At 69.9% G+C, this 21,979-nt stretch carries 21 protein-coding genes; 5 read left to right on the forward strand and 16 right to left on the reverse strand.

Annotated features, from left to right (window positions below):
- Positions 1-2 precede the first annotated feature (2 nt).
- The 7 genes from ACQP2T_RS35875 to ACQP2T_RS35905 are packed head-to-tail and all read right to left on the reverse strand — an operon-like array spanning position 3 to position 6,870.
- Positions 3-758 (reverse strand): aspartate/glutamate racemase family protein, encoded by a 756-nt coding sequence (locus ACQP2T_RS35875; protein ID WP_433509327.1) that lies wholly within the window; start codon positions 756-758, stop codon positions 3-5.
- Positions 755-1,672 carry an ABC transporter substrate-binding protein gene (locus tag ACQP2T_RS35880; RefSeq protein WP_433509328.1) on the reverse strand — a complete coding sequence of 306 codons (918 nt, stop codon included), beginning with the start codon at positions 1,670-1,672 and terminating at the stop codon, positions 755-757. The genes ACQP2T_RS35875 and ACQP2T_RS35880 overlap by 4 nt, the downstream gene beginning before the upstream one ends.
- Positions 1,669-2,850 carry an ABC transporter ATP-binding protein gene (locus ACQP2T_RS35885; RefSeq protein WP_433509329.1) on the reverse strand — a complete coding sequence of 394 codons (1,182 nt, stop codon included), beginning with the start codon at positions 2,848-2,850 and terminating at the stop codon, positions 1,669-1,671. Before ACQP2T_RS35885 ends, ACQP2T_RS35880 begins: the two co-directional genes overlap by 4 nt.
- A gap of 2 nt (positions 2,851-2,852) precedes the next feature.
- On the reverse strand, positions 2,853-3,698 hold the full coding sequence (locus tag ACQP2T_RS35890; protein WP_433509330.1) for a carbohydrate ABC transporter permease: 846 nt from the start codon (positions 3,696-3,698) through the stop codon (positions 2,853-2,855).
- Positions 3,695-4,585: a carbohydrate ABC transporter permease gene (locus ACQP2T_RS35895; protein ID WP_433509331.1), complete on the reverse strand. Its 891-nt coding sequence runs from the start codon at positions 4,583-4,585 to the stop codon at positions 3,695-3,697. Before ACQP2T_RS35895 ends, ACQP2T_RS35890 begins: the two co-directional genes overlap by 4 nt.
- Positions 4,586-4,621: 36 nt before the next feature.
- Positions 4,622-5,875, reverse strand: a complete 1,254-nt coding sequence (locus ACQP2T_RS35900) for an ABC transporter substrate-binding protein (protein ID WP_433509332.1) — start codon at positions 5,873-5,875, stop codon at positions 4,622-4,624.
- Positions 5,876-5,907: 32 nt separating this feature from the next.
- Positions 5,908-6,870 (reverse strand): polysaccharide deacetylase family protein, encoded by a 963-nt coding sequence (locus ACQP2T_RS35905; RefSeq protein WP_433509333.1) that lies wholly within the window; start codon positions 6,868-6,870, stop codon positions 5,908-5,910.
- A 231-nt stretch (positions 6,871-7,101) separates the two neighbouring features.
- On the opposite strand from ACQP2T_RS35905, the gene ACQP2T_RS35910 reads away from it, so the two are divergent.
- Positions 7,102-8,250: a DUF6986 family protein gene (locus tag ACQP2T_RS35910; protein ID WP_433509334.1), complete on the forward strand. Its 1,149-nt coding sequence runs from the start codon at positions 7,102-7,104 to the stop codon at positions 8,248-8,250.
- Between the two features lie 74 nt (positions 8,251-8,324).
- Here ACQP2T_RS35910 and allB read toward each other — a convergent pair whose 3' ends face one another.
- The 4 genes from allB to ACQP2T_RS35930 all read right to left on the reverse strand — a co-directional run bounded on the left by allB (position 8,325) and on the right by ACQP2T_RS35930 (position 12,903).
- Complete coding sequence (gene allB / locus ACQP2T_RS35915; RefSeq protein ID WP_433509335.1) at positions 8,325-9,635, reverse strand: allantoinase AllB; 1,311 nt, start codon at positions 9,633-9,635, stop codon at positions 8,325-8,327.
- 87 nt (positions 9,636-9,722) lie between these two features.
- Positions 9,723-10,619, reverse strand: coding sequence for a carbohydrate ABC transporter permease (locus tag ACQP2T_RS35920; protein WP_433509336.1), 897 nt, complete (start codon positions 10,617-10,619; stop codon positions 9,723-9,725).
- A complete protein-coding gene (locus ACQP2T_RS35925) occupies positions 10,616-11,548 on the reverse strand; it encodes a carbohydrate ABC transporter permease (protein WP_433509337.1) in 933 nt (310 codons plus the stop codon). Before ACQP2T_RS35925 ends, ACQP2T_RS35920 begins: the two co-directional genes overlap by 4 nt.
- Complete coding sequence (locus ACQP2T_RS35930) at positions 11,545-12,903, reverse strand: ABC transporter substrate-binding protein (protein ID WP_433509338.1); 1,359 nt, start codon at positions 12,901-12,903, stop codon at positions 11,545-11,547. The genes ACQP2T_RS35925 and ACQP2T_RS35930 overlap by 4 nt, the downstream gene beginning before the upstream one ends.
- Before the next feature lie 179 nt (positions 12,904-13,082).
- Between ACQP2T_RS35930 and ACQP2T_RS35935 the strand changes: the two genes are divergently transcribed.
- The 3 genes from ACQP2T_RS35935 to ACQP2T_RS35945 are packed head-to-tail and all read left to right on the forward strand — an operon-like array spanning position 13,083 to position 15,812.
- On the forward strand, positions 13,083-13,757 hold the full coding sequence (locus ACQP2T_RS35935; RefSeq protein ID WP_433509339.1) for a GntR family transcriptional regulator: 675 nt from the start codon (positions 13,083-13,085) through the stop codon (positions 13,755-13,757).
- Positions 13,744-14,679, forward strand: coding sequence for a dihydrodipicolinate synthase family protein (locus ACQP2T_RS35940; protein WP_433509340.1), 936 nt, complete (start codon positions 13,744-13,746; stop codon positions 14,677-14,679). The genes ACQP2T_RS35935 and ACQP2T_RS35940 overlap by 14 nt, the downstream gene beginning before the upstream one ends.
- A complete protein-coding gene (locus ACQP2T_RS35945; RefSeq protein ID WP_433509341.1) occupies positions 14,676-15,812 on the forward strand; it encodes a mandelate racemase/muconate lactonizing enzyme family protein in 1,137 nt (378 codons plus the stop codon). Before ACQP2T_RS35940 ends, ACQP2T_RS35945 begins: the two co-directional genes overlap by 4 nt.
- 4 nt (positions 15,813-15,816) lie before the next feature.
- Here the strand turns inward: ACQP2T_RS35945 and ACQP2T_RS35950 are convergent, their stop codons facing one another.
- The 3 genes from ACQP2T_RS35950 to ACQP2T_RS35960 are packed head-to-tail and all read right to left on the reverse strand — an operon-like array spanning position 15,817 to position 19,045.
- Positions 15,817-16,491, reverse strand: coding sequence for a GntR family transcriptional regulator (locus ACQP2T_RS35950; RefSeq protein WP_433509342.1), 675 nt, complete (start codon positions 16,489-16,491; stop codon positions 15,817-15,819).
- Positions 16,488-17,603, reverse strand: a complete 1,116-nt coding sequence (locus ACQP2T_RS35955) for a CaiB/BaiF CoA transferase family protein (protein WP_433509343.1) — start codon at positions 17,601-17,603, stop codon at positions 16,488-16,490. The genes ACQP2T_RS35950 and ACQP2T_RS35955 overlap by 4 nt, the downstream gene beginning before the upstream one ends.
- A complete protein-coding gene (locus tag ACQP2T_RS35960) occupies positions 17,600-19,045 on the reverse strand; it encodes an aldehyde dehydrogenase family protein (protein ID WP_433509344.1) in 1,446 nt (481 codons plus the stop codon). The genes ACQP2T_RS35955 and ACQP2T_RS35960 overlap by 4 nt, the downstream gene beginning before the upstream one ends.
- 66 nt (positions 19,046-19,111) lie before the next feature.
- Here ACQP2T_RS35960 and ACQP2T_RS35965 point away from each other — a divergent pair, with 66 nt between their 5' ends.
- Positions 19,112-20,272 (forward strand): acyl-CoA dehydrogenase family protein, encoded by a 1,161-nt coding sequence (locus ACQP2T_RS35965; protein ID WP_358184595.1) that lies wholly within the window; start codon positions 19,112-19,114, stop codon positions 20,270-20,272.
- 6 nt (positions 20,273-20,278) lie between these two features.
- Here the strand turns inward: ACQP2T_RS35965 and ACQP2T_RS35970 are convergent, their stop codons facing one another.
- Positions 20,279-21,361, reverse strand: coding sequence for a C45 family autoproteolytic acyltransferase/hydolase (locus tag ACQP2T_RS35970; RefSeq protein WP_433509345.1), 1,083 nt, complete (start codon positions 21,359-21,361; stop codon positions 20,279-20,281).
- Positions 21,358-21,975 carry an FMN-binding negative transcriptional regulator gene (locus ACQP2T_RS35975; protein WP_433509346.1) on the reverse strand — a complete coding sequence of 206 codons (618 nt, stop codon included), beginning with the start codon at positions 21,973-21,975 and terminating at the stop codon, positions 21,358-21,360. The genes ACQP2T_RS35970 and ACQP2T_RS35975 overlap by 4 nt, the downstream gene beginning before the upstream one ends.
- Positions 21,976-21,979 lie beyond the last annotated feature (4 nt).

Genomic DNA, 21,979 nt, shown 5'->3' on the forward strand with positions numbered 1-21,979 from the left:
CGCTACCTCCTGTCGGCGTTGCTCGTGAGTGCTGTCCGCTGTGACACGGGCCAGCCGACCCATCGTTTCGCATCGTTCGGCGGCGCGAACGCACCTTTCTTGCTGGTCTTCTTACCGAGCGAGACGAGCGACTGGGCGATGACGACCGCGCTGGCGACCGGGTCGATGACCGGCACGCCGAGCCGCTGTTCGAGCAGTTGGTCGAGGCCGGCGAAGCCGGCGCAGCCCAGCACGATGGCGTCGGCGCCGCGGTCCAACAGCGTCTCGGCGGCGCGGGACAGCGTCTCGACGAGCTCGTCGCCGCTGTCGTGGATCGACACGACGGGCACGTCGGTGGCCACGACGGCGGTGCAGCGCTCGCCCAGCCCGCTGTTGCGCAGGCTCTCCTCGATCCCCGGTATCGCGGTCGCCATGGTGGTCACGACGCCGAACCGGTGCGAGACGAGGCTCGCGACCTGCGCGGCCGCCTCGGTGATGTCCACGACCGGCTGGGTGATGAGCTGGCGGGCGCCCTCGCGGCCGTGCTCGCCGAACCCGGCCATCACGACCGCGTCGAAGGGCTCCGGGTAGGTCGCGACGGCGTCGAGTACGGCGGCCGCGGACACGAAGCTCTCGAAGTAGCCCTCGGCGGATTCCGGGCCCCACGCCGGCTGGATGCCGATGATCTCGGTGCCGGGTCCGGCGGCGGCGCGCGCGTTCGTGACGATCGTCGCGGTGACCTCGCTGGAGGTGTTGCAGTTGACCACGAGCAGCCTCACGGGGTGACTTCCCGCGATGCGCGCGTGGCCGGCACGGAGTCGATCAGCACGTCGTAGCCGAGCGGCTGGGAGACCAGTCCGCCGAGCGCGATGCCGGCTTGCCAGCGGTCGTAGCCGGCTCGGTTGATCTCGGGCGTGGTCCACATGCCCCACGTACGGTACTGGTCGGTCAGGGCCACCAGCAGGCCGATGTCGAACTTCGGGAACAGACTGGTCAGCAGGTCGGCGTAGGTGTCGGCAGGGGCGTCGAGTACGTCGGCCATGCCTCTGCCCAGCGCCCGGAAGAAGCGGGTGTGCAGGTCGCGCTGCTCGTCGGTGGGCTCCCTGAGCGTGTAGTAGACGCTCCAGGGGATGTCGCCGCCGGCCTCGGCGAACGCCCGGACGACGGCGACATCATGGGACCCCGCGAGCTTGGACGCGTTCGGGTAGTCGATGAGCAGGTAGTCGCCCATGCCACCGACGAACAGTTCGCTGAGCATCGCCCCATCGAGGTCCTGGATGAAACGTACGTCGCGAGCGTCTATGTCGTTCTCCGCGAGCAGCATCTTGAGGTAGAGCCCCACGCTGGCGCCGTTGCTGCCCTTCATCAGCACGGTGCCGCCGACGAGGTCGGTCAGGCTGAACGACGCCGGGTCACCGCGCCCGACCAGGGCCAGGGGCGCACGGTTGGCGACCTGCGCGAACGGGGTGTAGCGAGAGCTACGACCGAAGTACATGCTCGGCACCCAGATGCCGCCGAGCGCGGCCTGGCTGGTGCCGGCGGCGAGCTCGGTGAGCACGAGGTCCCAGGGACTGGGGACGACGGCGTCGACGGCCAGGCCCTCGTGCTCGAAGTAGCCGCGGTGTGCCGCCATGTATTCCGGCAGGTAGTTGAGGCTGTGGCCGGTCGCGGCGATCCGGAACGGCTGGGTCATGCGTGTGCTCCTTGCAGCGTTTCGAGGTCGACCCGCTGGGTGGTGGCCGGGTCGAACCAGGTGACATCGGCGGGGGTGTAGTCGAGCCTGCGGTGGTCACCGACGGAGACGTCGATGTCGGGGGCGACCTTGGCCCAGAGCAGTTCGTCGGAGCCGGCCAGACGGCGTTCGTGGTCCTGGTGTTCGTGGATCACCCGGCAGCCGATCTGTGCCTCGCCGCCGAGCCGCTCGACCGACATCACCTCGACGGGGATCGCTCCCGCGGCCCCCTTCTCAACGGCGCGGAGCTTCTCTGGCCGGATGCCGAAGATGTGTTCGCCGCCGGTCGGCAGTGGCCCGGTGTGGGTCCAGGTCGCGCCGCCGTGGTGACGCAATTGGGGGCCGTCGCGGAGTACGGGAAGCAGGTTCATCGGCGGGGAGCCGACGAAGCGTGCGACGAACGTGTTGGCGGGTCGTTTGTAGATGTCGTCGGGGGTGCCGAACTGCTGGACGACGCCCTTGTCCATGATCGCGATGCGGGTGGCCATGGTCATCGCTTCGATCTGGTCGTGTGTGACGTAGATGAACGTCTTGCCGACCTCGTGGTGCAGCGCGGAGATCTGGGCTCGCATCTGGGCGCGCAACTTGGCGTCGAGGTTCGACAGCGGCTCGTCGAGCAGGTAGAGCGACGGGTCGCGGATCAGGGCTCGGGCCAGGGCGACCCGCTGGCGCTGCCCTCCGGAGAGGTTGGCGGGGCGCCGGTCGAGCAGATGGTCGAGCTCGAAGGAACGAGCCAGGTTCTCGACCTGCTCGCGCACATCGGGTCGCTTCGCGATGCGCCGGCGCATGATCGCGTTGATCACCGGTACGTGGTACTGGGGCCTGAAAGCCTCCATCACGAGCGGGAACGCGATGTTGTCCCGCACGCTCATGTGCGGGTAGAGCGCGTACGACTGGAAGACGAAGGCGATCTTGCGTTGTGCCACCGGCCAGTCGTTGGCCGGTTCGCCGTCGAAGAGCAGCTTTCCGGAGGTGATGTCGGTCAGCCCGGCGATCATGCGCAGCAGCGTCGACTTCCCACAGCCCGACGGCCCGAGCAGGACAAGGAACTCGCCGTCCTCGACCTCGGCGTCGAAGGAGTTGATGATCTCGTTGACCCCATAGGACTTGGAGACCTGTTCGAACTTGAGTGCAGGCATGGTCAACCCTTCACGGCGCCGGAGGCGATGCCGGCGATGATGCGTCGTTGCACGAGCAGGAAGAAGGTGATGGCCGGGATCGCGAACACCAGGGCGGAGCCCATGATCGCCGACATCGGTGTTTCGTTCTGTCCGATGAAGGAGGCGAGCCCGACACTGGCCGGCCACAGTTCGCGGTCAGAGACGAACGTGGCGGCGAACAGGTATTCGTTCCATCCGGCGAAGAACGCGACGACCGCGGCCGCCGCCACGCTGGGCGCGATGATCGGAAGGACGATCATCGTCAGGATCGACAGCCGGGGACACTTGTCGATCATGGCTGACTCCTCCAGCTCGTACGGGATCTTGTCCATGGCGCCCTTGAGCACGAAGGCGGTGACGGGCAGCACGAACGCGGTGTCGGCGAGGACCAGGCCGCCGAGGTTGTTGAGCAGCCCCAGCTTGATGAAGACGGTGTAGAGCGGCACGAGGATGAGCGCCTCGGGCAGCACCTGGGTGGAGAACATCAGGAATCCGGTGAAGCCCTTACCGCGGAACCGGAAGCGGCTCAGCGCGTAGCCGGCGAGCGAGCCGAGCGTGAGAGCGAGCAGCGTGGTGCCGAACGCGATGAGGACCGAGTTCGACACCCATGTCCCCAGCTCCACTTCCCCCAGCTTCTCCAGCAGGTTCGGGAAGTTCTGGAGCTGGAGCAGGAACTTCTGGCCGGAGCCGTACAGGTCGTCGTCGGACGCCAGCGCCGTGTTGAGCATCCAGTAGAGCGGGAACCCGGCCATGATCACCATGACCGTGACCGCGATGTATCGAAGAGCGGACCATCCCGTCCGGGCCACCGATCTCAGCATCGTCATTGTGCGGCACCTCTTGCTTCCCGCTTCTCGAAGTACTGGTAGACGGCGGCGACGAGCAGCGAGAGCATCAGCCCGATGACGCCGAACGCGGCGGCCTTGCCCAGCGAGTAGTCGCGGAAGGCGGCTTGTTGCAGGCTCACCACGAGCGTGCTGGTGGAGTTCAGTGGGCCACCGCCCGTGAGCAGGAAGATCAGTTCGAACATCCGCATCGACCAGATTCCGATGAGGAGCGCCGCCAGCCGTATCGCCGGCTTGATGTGCGGGAGCGTCACCGCGCGGAAGACGTTCAGCGCGTCGGCCTTGTCGATCCGGGCCGCCTCGACCACCTCTTCGGGCACCGACTGCAAGGTGGCGAGCACGACCAGCATGACGAACGGTGAGAACTGCCAGACCACCGCGGCGATCACCGAGAACAACGCCGAGTCCTCGGACGTCAGCCACGCCTGGGACGGCAGCCCGAGAAGGCCGAGGATCTCGTTCAGCACGCCGCTCTGCTGGTTGTACAACCACGACCAGCCCAGTGCCGTCGCGACCGGTGGAACCGCCCAGCCGAACGTCAGGATCGAACGCGCCGCGCCGCGGCCGCGGAACGGCCTGTCCAGCAGCACGGCGGCGGTTGTCCCCAGCAGCACCGTCAGAGCGACGGTGCCCAGCATGAAGCACACTGTGGTGATCAGTGTTCTCAGGAGTTCGCCGGAGCCGATGATGTCCCGGTAGTTGCCGAGCCCGATGAACGTCCCGCTGGTCGGGTCGGCCGTGGTCGAGTCCGTGAAGCTGGTCCAGATCTCAGCGACAGCGGGCCCGATGATGATGACCGTCATGTAGGCCAACGGCAACGCGATGAACGCGTACGGCGTGACCTTGCGCAGCTTCGTACTCTGCGGCATCCGCTTTCCTTCCGCCTCGTGCCGGGCTTGCCACGCCTACTTGGCCGCGGCCTCGGCCTTGCCCTGCGCCGCGGCCAGAGCGGTCGCCGGGTCGGCGCCGGAGACCACCACGCTCTCGACGGCGTCCATCACCGGCGCGAAGATCGCCGCGGTCTTGGTCTCGTGCCCGGTGACCAGCAGGCTCTTCGACTTCGGGGCAACCTCCTCGAAGGTCGGCGCCCACGGGTTGTCCGCGACGAAGGACTTCGTCTGGGCGACATCGGTGGCCAGGGTGTCCGGGCCAGAGGCGTTACGCAGCGCGCTCTGCCCGGCGCCGGACATCAGCCAGGTGACGAAGTCGGTCGCGGCCCGCACGTTCTTGGAGTTCTTGTTGACGCCGACCAGGATCTGCTGGTGCGCGCCGGGGTTGGCGAACGGCAGGGGTGTGACACCGACGTCCTTGGACGGGACACTGCCGCCCGTCGCCATGTTGAGCGTGCCGCCGCTGTTGTCGAACACGAAGGCGACCTTGCCGGCCTTGAACCGGGTCCGCGAGGTGGTCATGTCGTCGCCCGTGGCCAGGATGCCGGCGTCGTACATCTTCTTGAACGCGGTGACCGCGGCGACGTTCTGCGGTGTGTTGACGGTGATCTTGCCGTCGGCGGAGAAGACGCCGCCGCCGTAGCCGTAGAGCCAGTTCTCGAAGTCGAGGTACCAGCTCGGGTCGGCGTTGCTGTTCCGGGTGGCCAGGCCCACGGCGCCGGTCTTGGCCTTGACGGCCTTGGCGGCGGCGATCAACTCGTCGACGGTGGCCGGAGGTTCGGTGATCCCCGCCTGGGCGAGCAGCGTCTTGTTGTAGACCAGGGCGTACGCTGCCCGCTGCCAGGCCACGCCGTACTGGGTGCCGTTGACGACACCGGCGTCGCTGGTGTCGTTGAGGCCGGTGGCCTTCTGCACGACCGAGGTCAGCGGCACGAACGAGCCGCCGGCAGCCGCGGTGACGAAGACACCGTCCTGCGCGATGATCACGTCGGCGCCCTGCCCGGCGCCGAGCTGAGTGGTGATCTTGGAGCCGAAGTCCTTGGACGGGATGGCGTCCTGCTTGAGCTTGACGTTGCCGTTGGTCTTCTCGTACTCCTGGACGGCGGCCCAGAGGTTCTTGCCGCGCAGCGCGTCGAGCCACTGCGAGTTGGCGATCGTCAGGGTGATCTTGCCGTCGCTGGAGCCGGAGCTTGAGCAGGCGATCGCGGTGGACAACAGCACCGTGGCGGTGGCGACTGCGCCAAGGGCCCGGAAGCGCTGAGCGATCATGAGTATCGAATCCTTCTTGTGCGGGGGGTGGTTCAGCTGAGCGAGTCGAGGGCGTGGTGGTTCCAGGCGTTGTCCGGGGCGAACCGCCGGGCGAACGCGACGGCGATGTCGTTGCGCTTGGCGACCCAGGCGCCCTCGAAGCCCGAGACGTAGTCGAGGAAACGCCTGATCGAGTCGGCCCGGCCCGGCCGCATGATGCGGGCGTGCAGGCCGATCGACATCATGGAGCCGCTGGTCTCGGACTCGGCGTAGAGGACGTCGAAGGCGGCTTTGAGGTAGTCGAAGAAGTCGGTGGAGCCGGTGAACCCCGGCCCGCTCTGGCCGCCCCAGAAGCGCGCGTCATTGGTGTCGACCGCGTAGGGAAGCACGAGCATCGGCCGACCGGCCACGTCGGTGTAGTAGGGCCGGTCGTCGTTGCTGGTGGCGGAGTCGTAGAGCAGGCCCTCTTCGGCCATGACCCGCCGTGAGTTGGTGGTGATAGGTGGACGGGGGAAAGCGCCCAGGATGCGCTTGCCGGTGAGCTCAAGCGTCTGCTCGATCGCCCGGCGCAGGTCGGCGCGTTCCTGCTCCTCGGTGAGCCCGATGCGGCTGATGGACCGCGTGCCGTGCGACACCATGTCGCAGTTCTCCGTCCGCAGACGTTCCGCGAACGCCGGGTTGACGGCGAGCGCCTCCGAGGAGACGAAGACGCTGTACGGGAAGTCGTATTCGCCGAACATGCGCAGTAGGCGCCAGATGCCGACGCGGGTGCCGTACTCGTACTCGCCTTCCTGCATCAGATCCCGCTCCGAGGGCGGCAGCTGGCTGCGTACCCAGGTCCGCGAGTCACGCTCCTCGTCGCCGAGCAGCGGGTTGCGTTCGGTCCCCTCCTCGTAGTTGATCGCGAGGTTGATCGCGACCCGGCGCCCCTCAGGCCAGCTGAAGGCCGGGGGCTGCCCCTGGTACCCGAGGAAGTCGCGGGGCCGTCCCTGCGCGTCCCCACCTTGACTCGACATGCCCCAACTCCCTCATTCTGTATAACCAGATGGCCGCTGTCTGCGTAAAGTACCAGCAAAAATAAGCTCCGTCTGCAATCTGGTAGTACAAGATTAGGGCCAGATGTTCCAGATCGATGGTCGGCTCGTTACCGGGATGTAAACCCGCACGCCCACCGAACACGGCGCACCGGCTCAGCCGGACGCCCCCAAGAAGGGAAGTCGCTTTCCGTGACCGAGGTCGATCGACTGATGAGGCTTCTCCCCGAGGACTACGAGACTCTCGACACCCATCTCGCCGCGCACGACGGTTTCCTCGCCGACAGGTATCCGGGAGACAGTCCCGGCCGCCAGCCGGTGCACACCGTCTACATCCCCGCCGACCAGATCGCCGGCTTCCGCGACTGGGGTCCGCGAGCGCTCGAAGCCCTGGATGCCTTTCCTCCGCTGCCGTTCCCGGCGGACTTGGCGGACCGCGTCCGGCGCAAGCTCATCACCGAACCCATCGAGGACCTGCGCGTCGACTTCGAAGACGGCTACGGCGTCCGCGACGACGAGCAAGAGGACGCGGCAGTCCACGCCGCCGTCGCGGCGCTCACCGCAGGGCCGCGACCGCCGTTCGTCGGCCTGCGCGTGAAGTCGCTCGAAGCGCCGACCCGGCATCGGGCGCTACGCACACTGGATCTGTTCGTATCGCTCTACAGCGAGCCGTTCGTGATCACCCTGCCGAAGGTCAGCGGCCACGACCAGGTCACCGCCATGGTCACACTGCTCGACCTGCTGGAGAGGCGTCATGGGCTGCCGCCGGGAGCCCTCACCTTCGAGATCCAGATCGAGCTGCCGTCGGCGATCCTCGGCGCGGACGGCAGCTCGACCGTCGCCCGGCTCATCACCGCGGCCGACGGCCGCTGCGTCGGACTGCACTACGGCACTTACGACTACAGCGCGGCCGCCGGAATCGCCGCCGCGTACCAGGCCATGGACCATCCTGTCGCCGACCATGCCAAGGCGGTCATGCAAGCCGCCGTGGCCGGCACCGGGGTCCGGCTCTCCGACGGCTCGACCAACATCCTGCCGGTCGGAGACAGCGCCGAGGTCCAGGCGGCCTGGGCGCTGCACCACCGTTTGGTCCGGCGGTCTCTGGAACGCGGCTACTACCAGGGCTGGGACCTGCACCCCGCCCAGCTTGTCACCCGGTACGCGGCCACCTACGCCTTCTTCGCCGACGGAGCCGAAGCGGCGGTGACCCGCCTGCGCCGCTACCTCGACCGGCAGTCCGACGGCATTCTCGACGAGCCCGCCACCGCTCGAGCTCTCGCCGGATACCTGCTGCGCGGGCTCGACAGCGGCGCGCTGGAGGACGTCCACTACTCCCGTGACGAGCTGACCGGACTGATCTGATCATCGCGACAGGGCCCACCGGCTGGGGCTCGACGCCCGCCGGTGGACTGTTCCGTGTCAGAGACCCGGCACGGTCAGGGACGGACCAGGAACCGGCCGCGCGGGGCTTCGCCGGTGACGACCTCGCCGCGCAGCCAGGTCGTGCGGACCCGCCCGCGCAAGGTCTTTCCCGCGTACGGTGTGACGGGGTTGCGATGATGCAGGCCGGCGGCGTCGACCGTCCACTCGGCGGCCGGGTCGAAGGCGACCAGGTCGGCGTCACCGCCCACGGCGATGCGGCCCTTGCCGGTGAGCCCGACCAGGTCGGCGGGGCGCCGGGCCATCCATTCGACCACGTCGGCGAGGGTGTGCCCGCGCGCGGAGGCGGCTGTCCAGATGACCGGGAGACCGAGCTGGACGGAGGCGATGCCACCCCAGGCCGCGGCGAAGTCGCCGGTGTCCCGGCGCTTCAGATCCGGCGTACACGGCGAATGGTCGCTGACCACGCAGGTGATGAGGCCGGACGTCAGGGCCGCCCACAGCTGGTCCTGGTTGGCGGTGTCGCGGATGGGCGGGCAGCATTTGAACTCGGTCGCGCCCGCGGGGATGGACCCGGCGTCGAGGGTGAGGTAGTGCGGGCAGGTCTCCGCGGTGATCCGCAAGCCCTCGGCGCGGGCCTCGGCGATGAGCGGCAGTGCCGAGGCCGCGGAGAGGTGCAGGATGTGGACGCGCGCGCCCGCGTCCCGGGCGGCCTTGATCGCGGTAGCGACGGCGGCGTGTTCCGCGTCCGGGGGCCGCGACGCCAGGAAGTCCGCGTACTCCGCCGACGCCTCGGCCGCGCGCAGATGGTCAGGATCTTCGGCGTGGACGACGAACTGCGCGTCCACGGCGGCCAGGGCCTCGGCGAGCAGGCCGGGGTCCAGCGGCGGGAACTCGGGCACCCCGGAGTCGGCGAGGAAGGCCTTGAAGCCGAAGACCCCGGCCTCGTGCAGGCCCGGCAGGTCGGGGGCGTTGCCGGGGATCGCGCCGCCCCAGAAGCCCACATCGATGTGAATCTGCCCGGCCGCCGCCTGGCGCTTGATGTCGAGGGCCTCCGTGCTGACCGTGGGCGGCAGGCTGTTGAGCGGCATGTCCACAATGGCAGTGACGCCCCCGGCGGCGGCCGCCCGGGTGGCGGTGGCAAAGCCTTCCCATTCGGTACGCCCTGGCTCGTTCACGTGTACATGCGTGTCCACGAGGCCGGGCAGCAGTGCCGTCTCCCCCAGGTCGAGATCCTCCGCGGCCTGCGGCGCCGGGGCGTCGTAGGCGTCGATGGAGACGATCTTCCCCGCGCGCACCGAGACGGCGGCCGCGCGGACGCCGTCTGGGGTGACCGTGGTACGGGACCGAAGCACAAGATCAACCATGTGCAGAGCGTAACGGCACCACCCCACCGTGATCACAAGTGGGTCTGCAGAGGCCCTCTACCAGACGATCTCGACCGCGCACCGGCGTCAGCCCTTGACCGCGCCGGCGCTCAACCCCTGGATGAGAAAGCGCTGGACGTACGCGAAGAGCACGACGACGGGCGCGACGGCGATCAGACCCCCAGCGGCGAGAGCGCCGAAGTCGCTGCCGAACTCACCCAGCAGATAGCTCAACCCGACCGGCACGGTGAACCGATCCTGCGAACTGATGAACATGATGGCGAACAGGAAGTTGTTCCACGCGCTGATGAACGCGAAGGACCCGACGGCGACGATCCCCGGCTTCAGCAGCGGCAGGACCACCGCGCAGAACGCCCGGATCCGGCCGCACCCGTCCACCTGAGCCGACTCCTCCAGGGTGACCGGCACATTTCTGATGAAGCCCGCCATGAGGACGAGGGAGAGCGGCAGGTGGAAGACGGTGTCGGCGATGATCAGGCTCCACAGGCTGTTCGTCAGATAGAGCCCGTTGAAGATCTGGAAGAGCGGGATGAGCATCATGGCGCCCGGGATGAACTGGGTGCACAGCATGATGACCAGGAAGAGGTTCTTGCCGCGGAAGGTGAGGCGGGCGAGCGCGTACCCGCCGAGCATGCCGATCACCGTCGAGACGACGAGGCTGGCGACCGCGACGGCGATGCTGTTGCGGAAGTAGACGCCGAAGCCCGAGCCCTCCCAGACCCTGGTGAAGTTCTCCAGGGTGATGGGCCACGGCACGAGGGCCGTGGAACCCGGTGGCCGGAAGGCGAACAGCACCATCCAGTACAACGGGACGAGCGTGAAAAGCAGGAACAACGTCAGCGGCAGCCACAGCATCAGGCGGTCGCCCATCGAGCGCCGTCGCTTGCGGGCCGCGTGCCGCCGGGTCGGGGGTGCGACAGGCGCCGGGGCCCGTCCGACGTCGTCGCGGGTGGCGAGGCTCACTTGCCCTCCTTGGAATCGCCGGAGCTGATGCGCAGGTAGACCATGGACGCGAAGGTCAGCAGCAGGAACGCCGTGACGGTGAGCGCGGAGCCGTAGCCGAAGTCCTGGTCGTGGATGGCGGTCTGGGCCACGTAGAGCGGCAGCGTGGTCGTCGAACCCGCCGGGCCGCCGGCGGTCATCGTGTACAGCAGGTCGACGTTGTTGAACTCCCACACCGCCCGCAGCAGCGTGGCGATGACCACGGCCCTGCGGATGTGCGGCCAGGTCACCGCCGAGAACCGGCGCAGCGGCCCGGCGCCGTCGACGTTCGCGGCCTCGTACAGCTCCAGCGGCACCGACTGCAGGTCGGCGAGGATGAGGATGGCGAAGAACGGGATGCCCTTCCACAGCTCGGCGATGACCAAGGCCCAGAAGGTCGTGCCGGGCTCCGACAGCAGGGAGGTCCCGTACTCGCCGATGCCCATGGACGCCAGGTAGTGCCCGATCCCGGTGGTGGGGTTGTAGAGCAGGATCCAGATCGTCGTGGTGAGGATGCCCGACACCGCCCATGGGCTGAAGGCCAGGGCGCGGGCCAGCCCGCGCCCCACGAAGGTGCGGTTCAGCACCAGCGCCAGCGCCAGGCCGAACACGAACTGCAGCCCCACCTCCACGAACACCCACTGGGCGGTGAAGCGCAGGCTCCGCCAGAACACCTCGTCGGCCAGCAGTGCCCGGTAGTTGTCCAGCCCGGCGAACCCGTCGTCGAGGGGCCGGGTGAGGTTGTGGTGGCGCAGGCTCTCCCAGAAGACGCTGAGCACGGGGTAGAGCAGGAAGACCAGCACCAGCACGACGGCCGGCGCGATCAGCAGGTACGCGTGCCCGGCCCGGGACCCGGTGGGGCGGCGCGCCGCAGGCGGGCGGCGCACCGGTTCGGCGGTCGTGGAGCTCATCCGTGCTCCTTGTCGTACTTGCGCTTGGCCGTGGTCAGGGCCGTGGCCGCGGCGGTGAGGAAGTCACGGGGCGTCAGGCTGCCCTGCAGCACCTTCTGCCACTCCGGAAGCAGGTCGGTGACGGTGATGGAGCTGAATTCCGGCAGGTAGTAGGGCTGTTCCAGGGTCACGACGCCGGGCTTGGCGGCGGCGTCCAGCGCGGCCTTCATGGCGGCGTTCTCGGTCACCCACTTCTCTTTCGCGACCGTCTTGTTGCCCGGGAGGTATCCGGACTTCTGGGCCCAGAAGCTGTTGCCCTCGGGCTCCATCGTGTAGGCGAGGAACTTCCAGGCCTCCTCCTGGTGTTCGCTCTTCTCGAACATCGCGAACCCGGTCGTCATCCAGCCGGTCAGGACCTGGTTGTCCGGCCCGGGGAAGGGCGCGACGGCGCCGACCTTCTCGGCTCCCAGGGCGGCGACGTGGTTGGGGTAGGAGCCGATGCTGTGGCTCAGCATGGCCGCGCCGCCGTTGCCGAACTGGGCCACCATGGTCTTGAAGTCGGCGGTCAGGTCACTGCGCGCGGTCTGCTTGCCGAACAGGGCCACGTACTTCTCGCAGGCGGCGATGACCGCGGGGTCGTTCAGCGTGGAGGACCCGTCCTCGCGGAAGAACGTGCTCACGCCCGCGCGTGGATAGACCATCTGCACGAACTGGCTGAAGAAACCGTTGCCGCCGCGCAGCGTGTAGCCGAAGCGGCCGGAGGAGGCGTCGGTGAGGCGGCTCGCGGCCGCGTCGAAGTCCGCCCAGCTGGTCGGCGGCTTCAGCCCGGCCTCCTTGAACCAGTCGGCCCGATAGTAGATCACGTCGGCGAGGCTGGTGGTGGGCGTCAGGTAGAGCTTTCCGTCGGGGGCGGCGGCCCGGGTGGACTTGAGCATCTGCTCGGAGATGTTCTGTTCGAGGCCGGCCTTCTTCAGGCGTTCGTCCAGGGGCGCGAGCGCGTTCTGGGCCACCAGGGCCGCGAGGTCGGACGCCTTCGGGGTGAGCAGGTCGGGTGTGGAGCGCGTGGCGATCGCGGTGTTGATCTTCTGCATGTACTGGTCAGTGGGCAGGCCCAGGTAGTTGATGCGGATGCCGGGGTTCTTGGCCTCGAACATCGAGATCAGCTTCTTGAGGTTGGCCGTGCGCTCCGGGCGGGTGTCGGTGTCCCACAACTGCAGCGTGACGGCACCGCCGCTGCCGCCGCCCGAGCCGCCGCAGGCGCTCACCGCAGACGCCAGGCCCATGGCGACGCCGGCCTGTGCCGCCGTCCGGATGAAGCCGCGCCGGGACAGGGCGTGCCGGCCGAGAACCTCGGCCGGGTGCTGCTGACGGGTCATGGGTCTTTCCTCTCGTTCACCAACAACTACGCTCCGCTGTGCGGTTGCCATACGGTACATGAGATATGAGATTTAGGGTATGGTCGGTTCCATACAATGGGCCATGTGCCCTTCGATCACACCCTGGCGGCCAGACGGAGCGCCGGTTACGGTGATCGACGACAAGGGAAGGAGCGCGGGTGAGTGAGACAGTGTTGGGCGTGATCAAAGCGTCTTCCAGGACGGCCCTCGTCCTCGAAGCGCTGCGTCGCGGCATTCTGAGCGGCGAGCTGCCGGCCGGGCGGGCCCTCGTGGAGGTGGAGCTCGCCAGCCGTTTCGGTGTCTCCAAGACTCCGGTGCGCGAGGCGCTGAAGACGCTCAGCGGCGCCGGCCTGGTCACCATCGGCGAATACACCGGGGTGACGGTCCGCCAGGTCGACGAGCGCCTCACTCGCAACGTGTTCGACGCCCGATGCCTGATCGAGCCGGTCGCGGTGCGGAGAAGCATCGAGGCGGGATTGCGCGACGGCGGCCGGCTCGCCCGCGAGGCCCTGCGCAAGGCGGACGAGGCCACGGACGAGGTGACCCGCAGCCTCGCCAATCGCGACTTCCACCGCGCCCTCTACGCCGACTACGACAACGAGGTGCTGGTCGGCGTGCTCGACCAGCTGCGCGACCAGACGGCCCTCATCTCCGTCAACGTCTGGTCCCAGCGCCCCTCCTGGGAGGACGAGGCGGAAGAGCACCGGCAGATTCTCGAGGCGGCACTGAACGGGCAGGCCGACGAGGCGGCCCGGCTCGTGTTGCAGCACATCAGCGTGTTCCAGGAGCGAGCGCTCCAGCAGATCAAGGAGGCCGGCCGTGAGGTTCGGTGAGCTCTCCCGGGCCCTGCGCGACGTGGTCGCCATCCCGGTCACGCCCTACGCCGACGGCGTCCCCGACCTCGGACTGTACCGTTCGCTGCTGCGCCGCCTGGTCGACGCGGGCGTCAACGTGCTCACCCCGAACGGCAACACTGGCGAGTTCTACGCCCTGAGCGCCGAGGAGCGGCTTCAGCTGATCACGGCCGCCGCGGAGGCCGTGCGGGGAGAGGCGCACCTGCTGGCCGGGATCGGCCTCGACGTCGCCACCGCCGTCGAGGAGGCCCGCCACGCGGCGGCGCACGGCATCCGGATGGTCATGGTGCACCAGCCGGTGCACCCGCACGTGTCGGCCCAGGGCTGGCTCGACTACCACAGGGAGATCGCCGAAGCGGTGCCGGACCTGGCCCTGGTCCTCTACCTGCGCAACGCCTGGGTCGACGGCCGGCTGCTGACGCGGCTGGGCGACCTGTGCCCCAACGTCATCGCCCTGAAGTACGCCGTCACGGATGTGAACCGTTTCGCGCAGCTACGCGCGGAGACAGGCCCCGACCGGTTCGTCTGGATCGCCGGACTGGCCGAACCGTACGCGCTGTCCTACGCCGTCCACGGAGCCGAGGGCTTCACCTCCGGGCTGGTCAACGTCAACCCCGCCTTCTCGCTCCGGCTCAGGGACGCCCTGCGCGAGGAGCGCTATCCGGCGGCGGAGCGGATGCTCCACGACATCGCGCGGTTCGAGCACCTGCGCGCGGTCGACGGCGCAGCCAACAACGTCAGCGTCGTCAAGGAGGCGATGCACCAGCTCGGCCTGTGCGACCGCGCCGTCCGGGCGCCGAGCACCGTCCTCGGCGAACCCGAACGGCAGGAGGTCGCGCGGATCCTCACCGAGTGGGCGAAGGCCGACGACCTCGGGCCCCTGCCCGTGGCGGCCTCATGAGGATCAGCGGCCTCCGCTCGTTCGTGCAGCGCGTCGGCGACCGTCCCCGGGTGCTGGTGCGCGTCGACACCGACGAGGGAGTCAGCGGCTGGGGCGAGGCCTACAACCACGGTCCCGACCTGGCGCTCGGTCCCCTGCTCGACTACCTCGGCGGGCAAATCAGGGGTGCGGACCCGCGGCGCGTGGAATACGTGTCCCAGCTCCTCCTCCGCACCGCCAGGTTCCCGCAGGGAGCGCTCGGGCTGGCGGCGATCGCCGCCATCGACCACGCGCTGTGGGACATCACCGCCAAGGCGCTCGGGGTGCCCGTCTACCAGGTGCTCGGTGGCGCCGTACGGGATCGGGTGCGCGTCTACTGCGGGCTCTACTCCGCGCCCGACCCCGACGAGTGCCGCCGCCAGGCCACCGAGCTGCATCAGCGCCACGGATTCACCGCCTTCAAGCTGAGCCCGTTCCGTACGGACTTGCACGCCAGACGCTGGGGCCTCGTCGTCGCCGAGACGGCGGAATGGGCTCAGGAGGTCAGGCGTAGTTGCCCGGAGGAGTTCGACTTCGCCTTCGACGCGCACGCCAAGATCTTCGAGCCCTACCAGGCGGTTCAGCTCGGCAACGCCCTGGAGCCGATGGACCCGCTCTTCCTGGAGGAGCCGCTCCGCCCGGAGCACTTCGCGTCCTGGGGCTACCTGCGCCAGCAGTTGCGGGTGCCCCTGGCCACCGGAGAGAGCCTGTACTCTCCCCACGAGTTCCTGAACCTGCTCACCCACGGCGGCGCCGACATCGTCCAGCCGGACATCTGCGTGGTGGGCGGCATGTCCCAGATGCGGCGCATCGCGACCCTCGCCGAGACCTTCAACACCATGGTGGCGCCCCACAACCCGATGGGGCCACTGGCCACCGCGCACAACGTGCACTTCGCCGCGGCCTGCAGCAACTTCTCGATCCTGGAGTACAAGCCGGAGACGACGAGGTGGTGCCCGGACCCGTACGTGCCGGTCGACGGGCACCTGGAGCTGCGGCCCGACCGGCCCGGCTGGGGGATCACCATCGACGAGGACGCCCTGGCGGAGGACGACTACGTGCACTGGGAACGCCGGGTTCCCGTCCGGCCGGACGGGTCACTCGCGTTCTGCTGACACCTCAGCCGACCGTGCCGGGAGCCAGTCGCGTCTCTATGGCCGTCACCGCGTGGGCGCGGTGGGCGGCCAGGACGGCCACCACGGCCTCCGCGTCGCGGCGGCGCAGGAGGTCGAGGGTGGCGCGGTGCTCCTCGATGACCCGCTGCCGGTTGGGCTCCTCGCCGTAGTACAGCGACCGGTAGGCGTCGGTGGAGTCCCACAGCGTCCTGATCAGCCGGACCAGCCGTGGCAGCCCTGACCACTCGAAGATCGTCATGTGGAAGCGGCGGTTGGCCTCGGCCATCTCCAGCACGTCGCCCGCCGCCGCGGCCCGCTCGACCTCGGCCTGCGCCCGCTCGGCCGCCGCCAGCCCGGCGTCGGTGAGGCGTTCGACCGCGCGGCGGACCGCCTCGGCCTCCAGCAGCTCGCGGATCAGGTAGACCTCGCGCAGGTCGTCGAGCGAGAGCCGCTGCACGCAGTAGCCGCGATGCGCCTTGTACGTGACCAGCCCTTCCCCCTCCAGGGTCTTGAGCGCCTCGCGCAGCGGGACCCGGCTGACGTCGAACTCCTCGGCCAGCGCCTCCTGCCTGATCGGGTCGCCTGGACGCAGCCGGCCGGTGGTGATCGCCCGCCTGAGCTCCTCCAGGACGAACTGCTGGGCCGTGGGCGGCCTGCGGTGCCCTTCTACCGAGGTCATTGCCCCAATATCTCACGGACCCAGTCCGCGTCCTGCCCGAGCGAGGGCGGCGGGAGGCGGTACTCCGGCGGCGTCGCGCCCAGGGCGATGGGGTTGGCCACCTGGTCACCGGCCAGGGGCTCCAGCCCGAGTTCGGCGGCGAAGGCGAACGCCGCGTCCAGGGTGTTGATCGGCCCGCACGGCACCCCGGCCGGGGTGAGCGCGGCGAACCAGTCGTCGGCCGTACGCGTCCCGAGGGTCCGGTCGAGCTCGGCCACGAGCACCTCCCGGCCGGCGACCCGGCCGGTGTTGGTGGTGAACCGGGGGTCGTCGGCCAGGTCGGCCCGGCCCAGCACCTCGCACAGGGCGCGGAACTGCCGGTCGTTGCCCGCCGCGATGACTATCGGCCGGTCGGCGGCCTGGAACACCTCGTACGGCACGATGCTGGGATGCCGGTTCCCCATGGCCTTCGGCACCACCCCGGCGGCGGCGTACCCGGAGGCGTGGTTGGTCAGGGCCGACAGCAGGGACGACAGGAGCGACACCGAGACCCGCTGTCCCTGACCGGTGGCGTCGCGGTGGCGCAGCGCGGCCAGTATGCCGAGCCCCGCGTGCAGCCCGGTGATCACGTCGACGAGGGCCACGCCCGCCTTCGTGCCGGGGCCTTCCGGCTCGCCCGTCACGCTCATCAGGCCGCCGACGGCCTGCGCGATCAGGTCATAGCCGGGCAACTCCGCGCCCTTGCCCGCACCGAACCCGGTGATCGAGCAGTAGACCAGCCCGGGGTTGGCGGCGCTCAGGGCGGCGTAGCCGAGGCCCAGCCGGTCCATGGTGCCCGGCTTGAAGTTCTCGACGAGCACGTCGGCGCGGGCGGCCAGCGCGCGGGCCACCGCCAGGTCGGCCGGGTCGCGCAGGTCGAGGGCGATCGAGCGCTTGTTCCGGTTGACGGCCAGGAAGTAGGTGGCCACTCCCCCGGCGTGCGGCGGCCCCCACGAGCGGGTGTCGTCGCCGGCGCCGGGGCGTTCCACCTTGACGACGTCGGCGCCGAGGTCGGCCAGCAGCATGGTCGCGTACGGCCCGGCCAGCACCCGGCTGAAGTCGGCGACCAGCAGCCCGGACAGAGAGCCGCTCATGCGGGGGCGCCGAGGTAGACGGTCACGGTCTGGGTGAAGAACTCGCGGGCCGCGCGCCCCTGCTCCCTGGGCCCGAAGCCGCTGAGCTTGCGCCCGCCGAACGGCACCCAGGGGAAGGTGCCCGCCGACTCGGAGTTGATGTGCAGCACGCCGACCTCGAGGTGGTCGACGGCCTGGAGGGCGGCGCCGAGGTCCCTGGTGAAGATCGCCGCCGACAGGCCGTGCTCGCTCCGGTTGGCCAGCCGCAGCGCCTCCTCGGGACCCGACGCACGCACGGCGCCCACGACAGGGCCGAACAGCTCCCTGCTCCACACGTCCACGTCCGTGCCCGGCAGCGCGAGCACGGTCGGCGGCGTGAACCAGCCGGCCGCGAGGTCGCCGTCGGTGTACGGCCGGGCGCCGGCCAGCACCGTGGCCCCCTGCCCGAGCGCGTCGCGCACGCCCGCCGCCACCCGGTCCCTGGCCGCGGCGCTGACCAGCGGACCCATGTCCACCCCGGTGCCGAGCGGGTCGCCGACGACCAGCTCCTCGGCCTTGGCGGCCACCTTGCGCAGCAGCTCGTCGGCGACGGACTCCTCGACCACCAGCCGGGAGGTCGCCGTGCACTTCTGCCCGGTGGACCGGAACGCGCCCATGCACACCTGCTCGGCGGCGTGATCGAGGTCGGCGTCGGCCAGGACGACGGCGGCGTTCTTGCCGCCCATCTCGGTCTGCACCGGTTTGGCCAGCTCGCCGCAGCGCGCGATGACGGCCCGGCCGACCTCGGTGGAGCCGGTGAAGGAGATCACGTCCACGCCGGGGTGATCGATGACGGCCGCGCCCGCCTCCGCCTCGCCGTACACGAGGTTGAGGACGCCCGCGGGCAGGCCCGCCTCGACCAGCGCGCCTGCCAGGCGGGCGGCGAGCAGTGGGACGAGCGAGGACGGCTTCCAGACGACCGTGTTGCCGTAGGTGAGCGCGGGCGCCAGCTTCCAGGCGGGGATCGCGATCGGGAAGTTGAACGGGGTGATCACTCCGGCGACGCCGACCGGTTTGCGCATAACAAGGAGGTTCTCGCCAGGGCGCGGAGAGGCGTAGATCTCGCCGCTCTCCCTGTCGGCCTCGGCGGCGTAATAGCGGAGAATCCTGGCCGCGCCGCGTACCTCCGCCACGCCCTCGGGCAGGGTCTTGCCCTCTTCGCGGCTCAGCTCCCGCCCCCACTCCTCGGCGGACTCCTCGACCAGGGCGGCCGCCGCGGTGAGCACGGCCGCGCGTTCGTGGTGCGGGGTGGCCCGCCAGCCGGGCGCGGCGTCGCGGGCCGCGCGGATCGCCTGCTCCACCTGCTCGGGCCCGGCGGCCCGGCCGCGGGCGACGATCTCGTCCGGGCGGGCGGGGTTGGTGTCGGCGAACTCCGCGCCGGATCCCTCGATCCAGCGACCGTCCACGAGGTTCAGGATGTCCATGGTCAACGCACCCTAACTGTGTCATATTGGATTTTCAATATTGGATCCAAAATACGGAGCTGGGACATGCATCCATCCGCCCTCTTCGCCATCGACGGCCTGCTCACCGACGAGGAGCGCGACATCCGCCAGGCCGTCCGGCAGGTGTGCGACCGGGAGATCCGGCCGTACGTCGCCGACTGGTTCGAGGCGGGCGCGCTGCCCGCCCGCGAGCTGGCCCGCTCGCTCGGCTCCGTCGGCGTCCTCGGGATGCACCTGGACGGGTACGGCTGCGCGGGCCTCGGCGCCGTCGCCTACGGCCTGGCCTGCCTGGAGCTGGAGGCGGCCGACTCCGGGCTGCGCAGCCTGGTGTCGGTGCAGGGCTCGCTGGCCATGTACGCGATCTGGAAGTACGGCAGCGAGGAGCAGAAGCGGGAGTGGCTGCCCGCGATGGCGGCCGGTGAGCGCATCGGCTGCTTCGGCCTCACCGAGCCCGACTTCGGCTCCGACCCGGCGGGCATGCGGACCACGGCAAAGCGGGACGGCTCCGACTGGGTGCTGAACGGCACCAAGATGTGGATCACCAACGGCTCGGTGTCCGACGTGGCCGTGGTCTGGGCGCGGGCCGAGGAGGGCATCCGCGGCTTCCTGGTGCCCGCGGGCACGCCGGGCTTCGCCGTACACGATCTCAAGCGGAAGGTCTCCCTGCGCGCGAGCGTGACGAGCGAGCTGGTGCTGGATGGTGTACGGCTTCCGGAAGAGGCGATGCTGCCCGGCGCCCGCGGCCTGTCCGGGCCCCTCGGCTGCCTGAACGAGGCCCGGTTCGGCATCGTGTTCGGCGCGATGGGCGCGGCGCTCGACTGCCTGGAGACCGCGCTCTCCTACGCGGCCGAGCGGGAGATCTTCGCCCGGCCGCTCGCCTCCTTCCAGCTCACCCAGGAGAAGCTCGCCGACATGGCGCTGGAGCTGGGCAAGGGCCTGCTTTTGGCGGTGCATCTCGGGCGGCTGAAGGAGCGCGGCGAGCTCACCCCCGAGCAGGTGAGCGCCGGCAAGCTGAACAACGTGCGCGAGGCCCTCGACATCGCCCGCACGTGCCGCACGCTGCTCGGCGCGAGCGGCATCACCCTGGAGTACCCGGTGATCAGGCACGCGGTCAATCTGGAGTCCGTGCTGACCTACGAGGGCACCTCGGAGATCCACACCCTGGTCCTGGGCAAGGCGCTGACCGGCGTGCCCGCCTTCCACTGACGGGGCTCAGAAGGTCTGCCAGGTCGAGGCGGTGACCTGGCAGAGCCTGCCCTTGTGCACCCGCATCTCGGCCGCGGCCACGTCCAGGCTGATCACCGCGAGGGTCTCCCAGCGCTGGTCGAGCGGGAGTGCCGGGTCGGCGTGCGCGCACACGGGCGCCACCGGCGCGTGGCAGGTCATCGCCCGCGCCCTGGCCGTGGCGTCCGGGTCGCCCAGCTCGCCGGTCCGTTCCGCCAAACGTTCGAGCCTGGCGTACGTGCCCGGCCGCTCGGTGCCCAGCCGCTCCCCCGCGCTCAGCGCGCCGTCCAGGAAGTGGTTGGCGTGCAGCAGTACGCCGGCGGTGTCCGCCTCGACCACCGCGACGCCGTCCGGGCAGATCTCCAGCGACCTGGCCCCCTCCGCCGTGACCACGGTGATGACCGTGGACGCGGACGTCTTCGCCGACCTGGCGATCTCGGTGGCCTGCTCCAGGGTGGCGGCCTCGTCCAGGATCCTGCGGGCGACCACGTGCACGGGCACGCCGACGTTCGCGTGGTCCGACTCGTGGCGCAGGATGTTGAAGTGCGCGCCCAGGCCCGCGCTGTTCACGCCGATCTTGGCCAGCACCCCGAACTCGGTGAAGGTGCGTACCTTGTGCCCTTCGCGCGGCTCGTACGCCCACAGCACTGGCGCGTCGCGCAGATGGTCGTGCCAGTCCCAGGTCTGCGTCGTGCGCGGGGGCAGCCCGCCGCCGAGCACGACGGCGGTGGAGCACTCGCCCTCGCCGTCGTGCCGCAGCGCGGCCAGGATCTCGGTCCGCGCGTTGACGACGGCGACCTGCCAGTCCGCCAGGCCGCAGCCCGCCGCGATGCCGCCGATCTCCTCGGCCAGCTCCGGCGCCCACGCGGCCGTGCTGTCGAGCGCCCGCCCGCCCAGCTCCCTGACCCGCCCGTGGCTCGCGCCGCTCACCTCGAACAGCCGCAGATATCCGTCGAGGTTGGCGTGCACGGCCTCGCGCCAGCGGGCGCCGAACTGCCGCCCCCGTCCCGCCGCGTCCAGGCAGGTGGAGGTGTAGGAGGGAAACGTGGTGTTGGAGGGAAACGTCGTCATCTGGGGGCTACCTCGTCCATCAGTGCCGCGACGGCGGCGTCCGCGTCGCGGCGGACCCGGTGTCGCTGCTCGTCGTCCTTGTCCTGGCTCAGCTTGAACACGCTCTGCTCGGCCGTGACCCGCACCCGGAAGGCCGCCACCCCGGGCACGAGCTTGGCGAAGCGCTCCTCGGAGGCCAGGCTGGGCCGCCAGCTGGGCGTCCGTGACGACTCCAGCTCCGCCACCGTGCGCCGTACCACGTCCAGGGGGTCGGGGTACGGCTCGATCAGGCCGGTCAGGTGGACGGCCGCGTAGTCCCACGTCGGTACGGCGGGATCGACCGCGTAGCTGGTCGGCGAGACGTAACCGTGCGCGGCGGAGAAGACCACGAGCACCGTGGGCACTTCAGCGGAGGACGGGTCCCAGGCGTGCCACTGCGGGTTGACCCTGGCCATGTGGCCGAGCAGCGTCGCGCCCACGAACGTGGACTCTCCGCCGCTCTCCACGATGACGGGCACGTGGCTGGCCACGGGCACGCCGCCGGTCGCGGTGATCACGAGCGCGAACGGGTTCGTCCGCACCAGCCGCGCCACGTGCGCGTGGTCCGGCGCCGCGAAACGGGGGAAGCTGTACATCCCT

It is taken from the genome of Nonomuraea sp. CA-143628, from assembly GCF_050942315.1.
In the GTDB taxonomy this organism is placed as follows: Bacteria; Actinomycetota; Actinomycetes; order Streptosporangiales; family Streptosporangiaceae; genus Nonomuraea.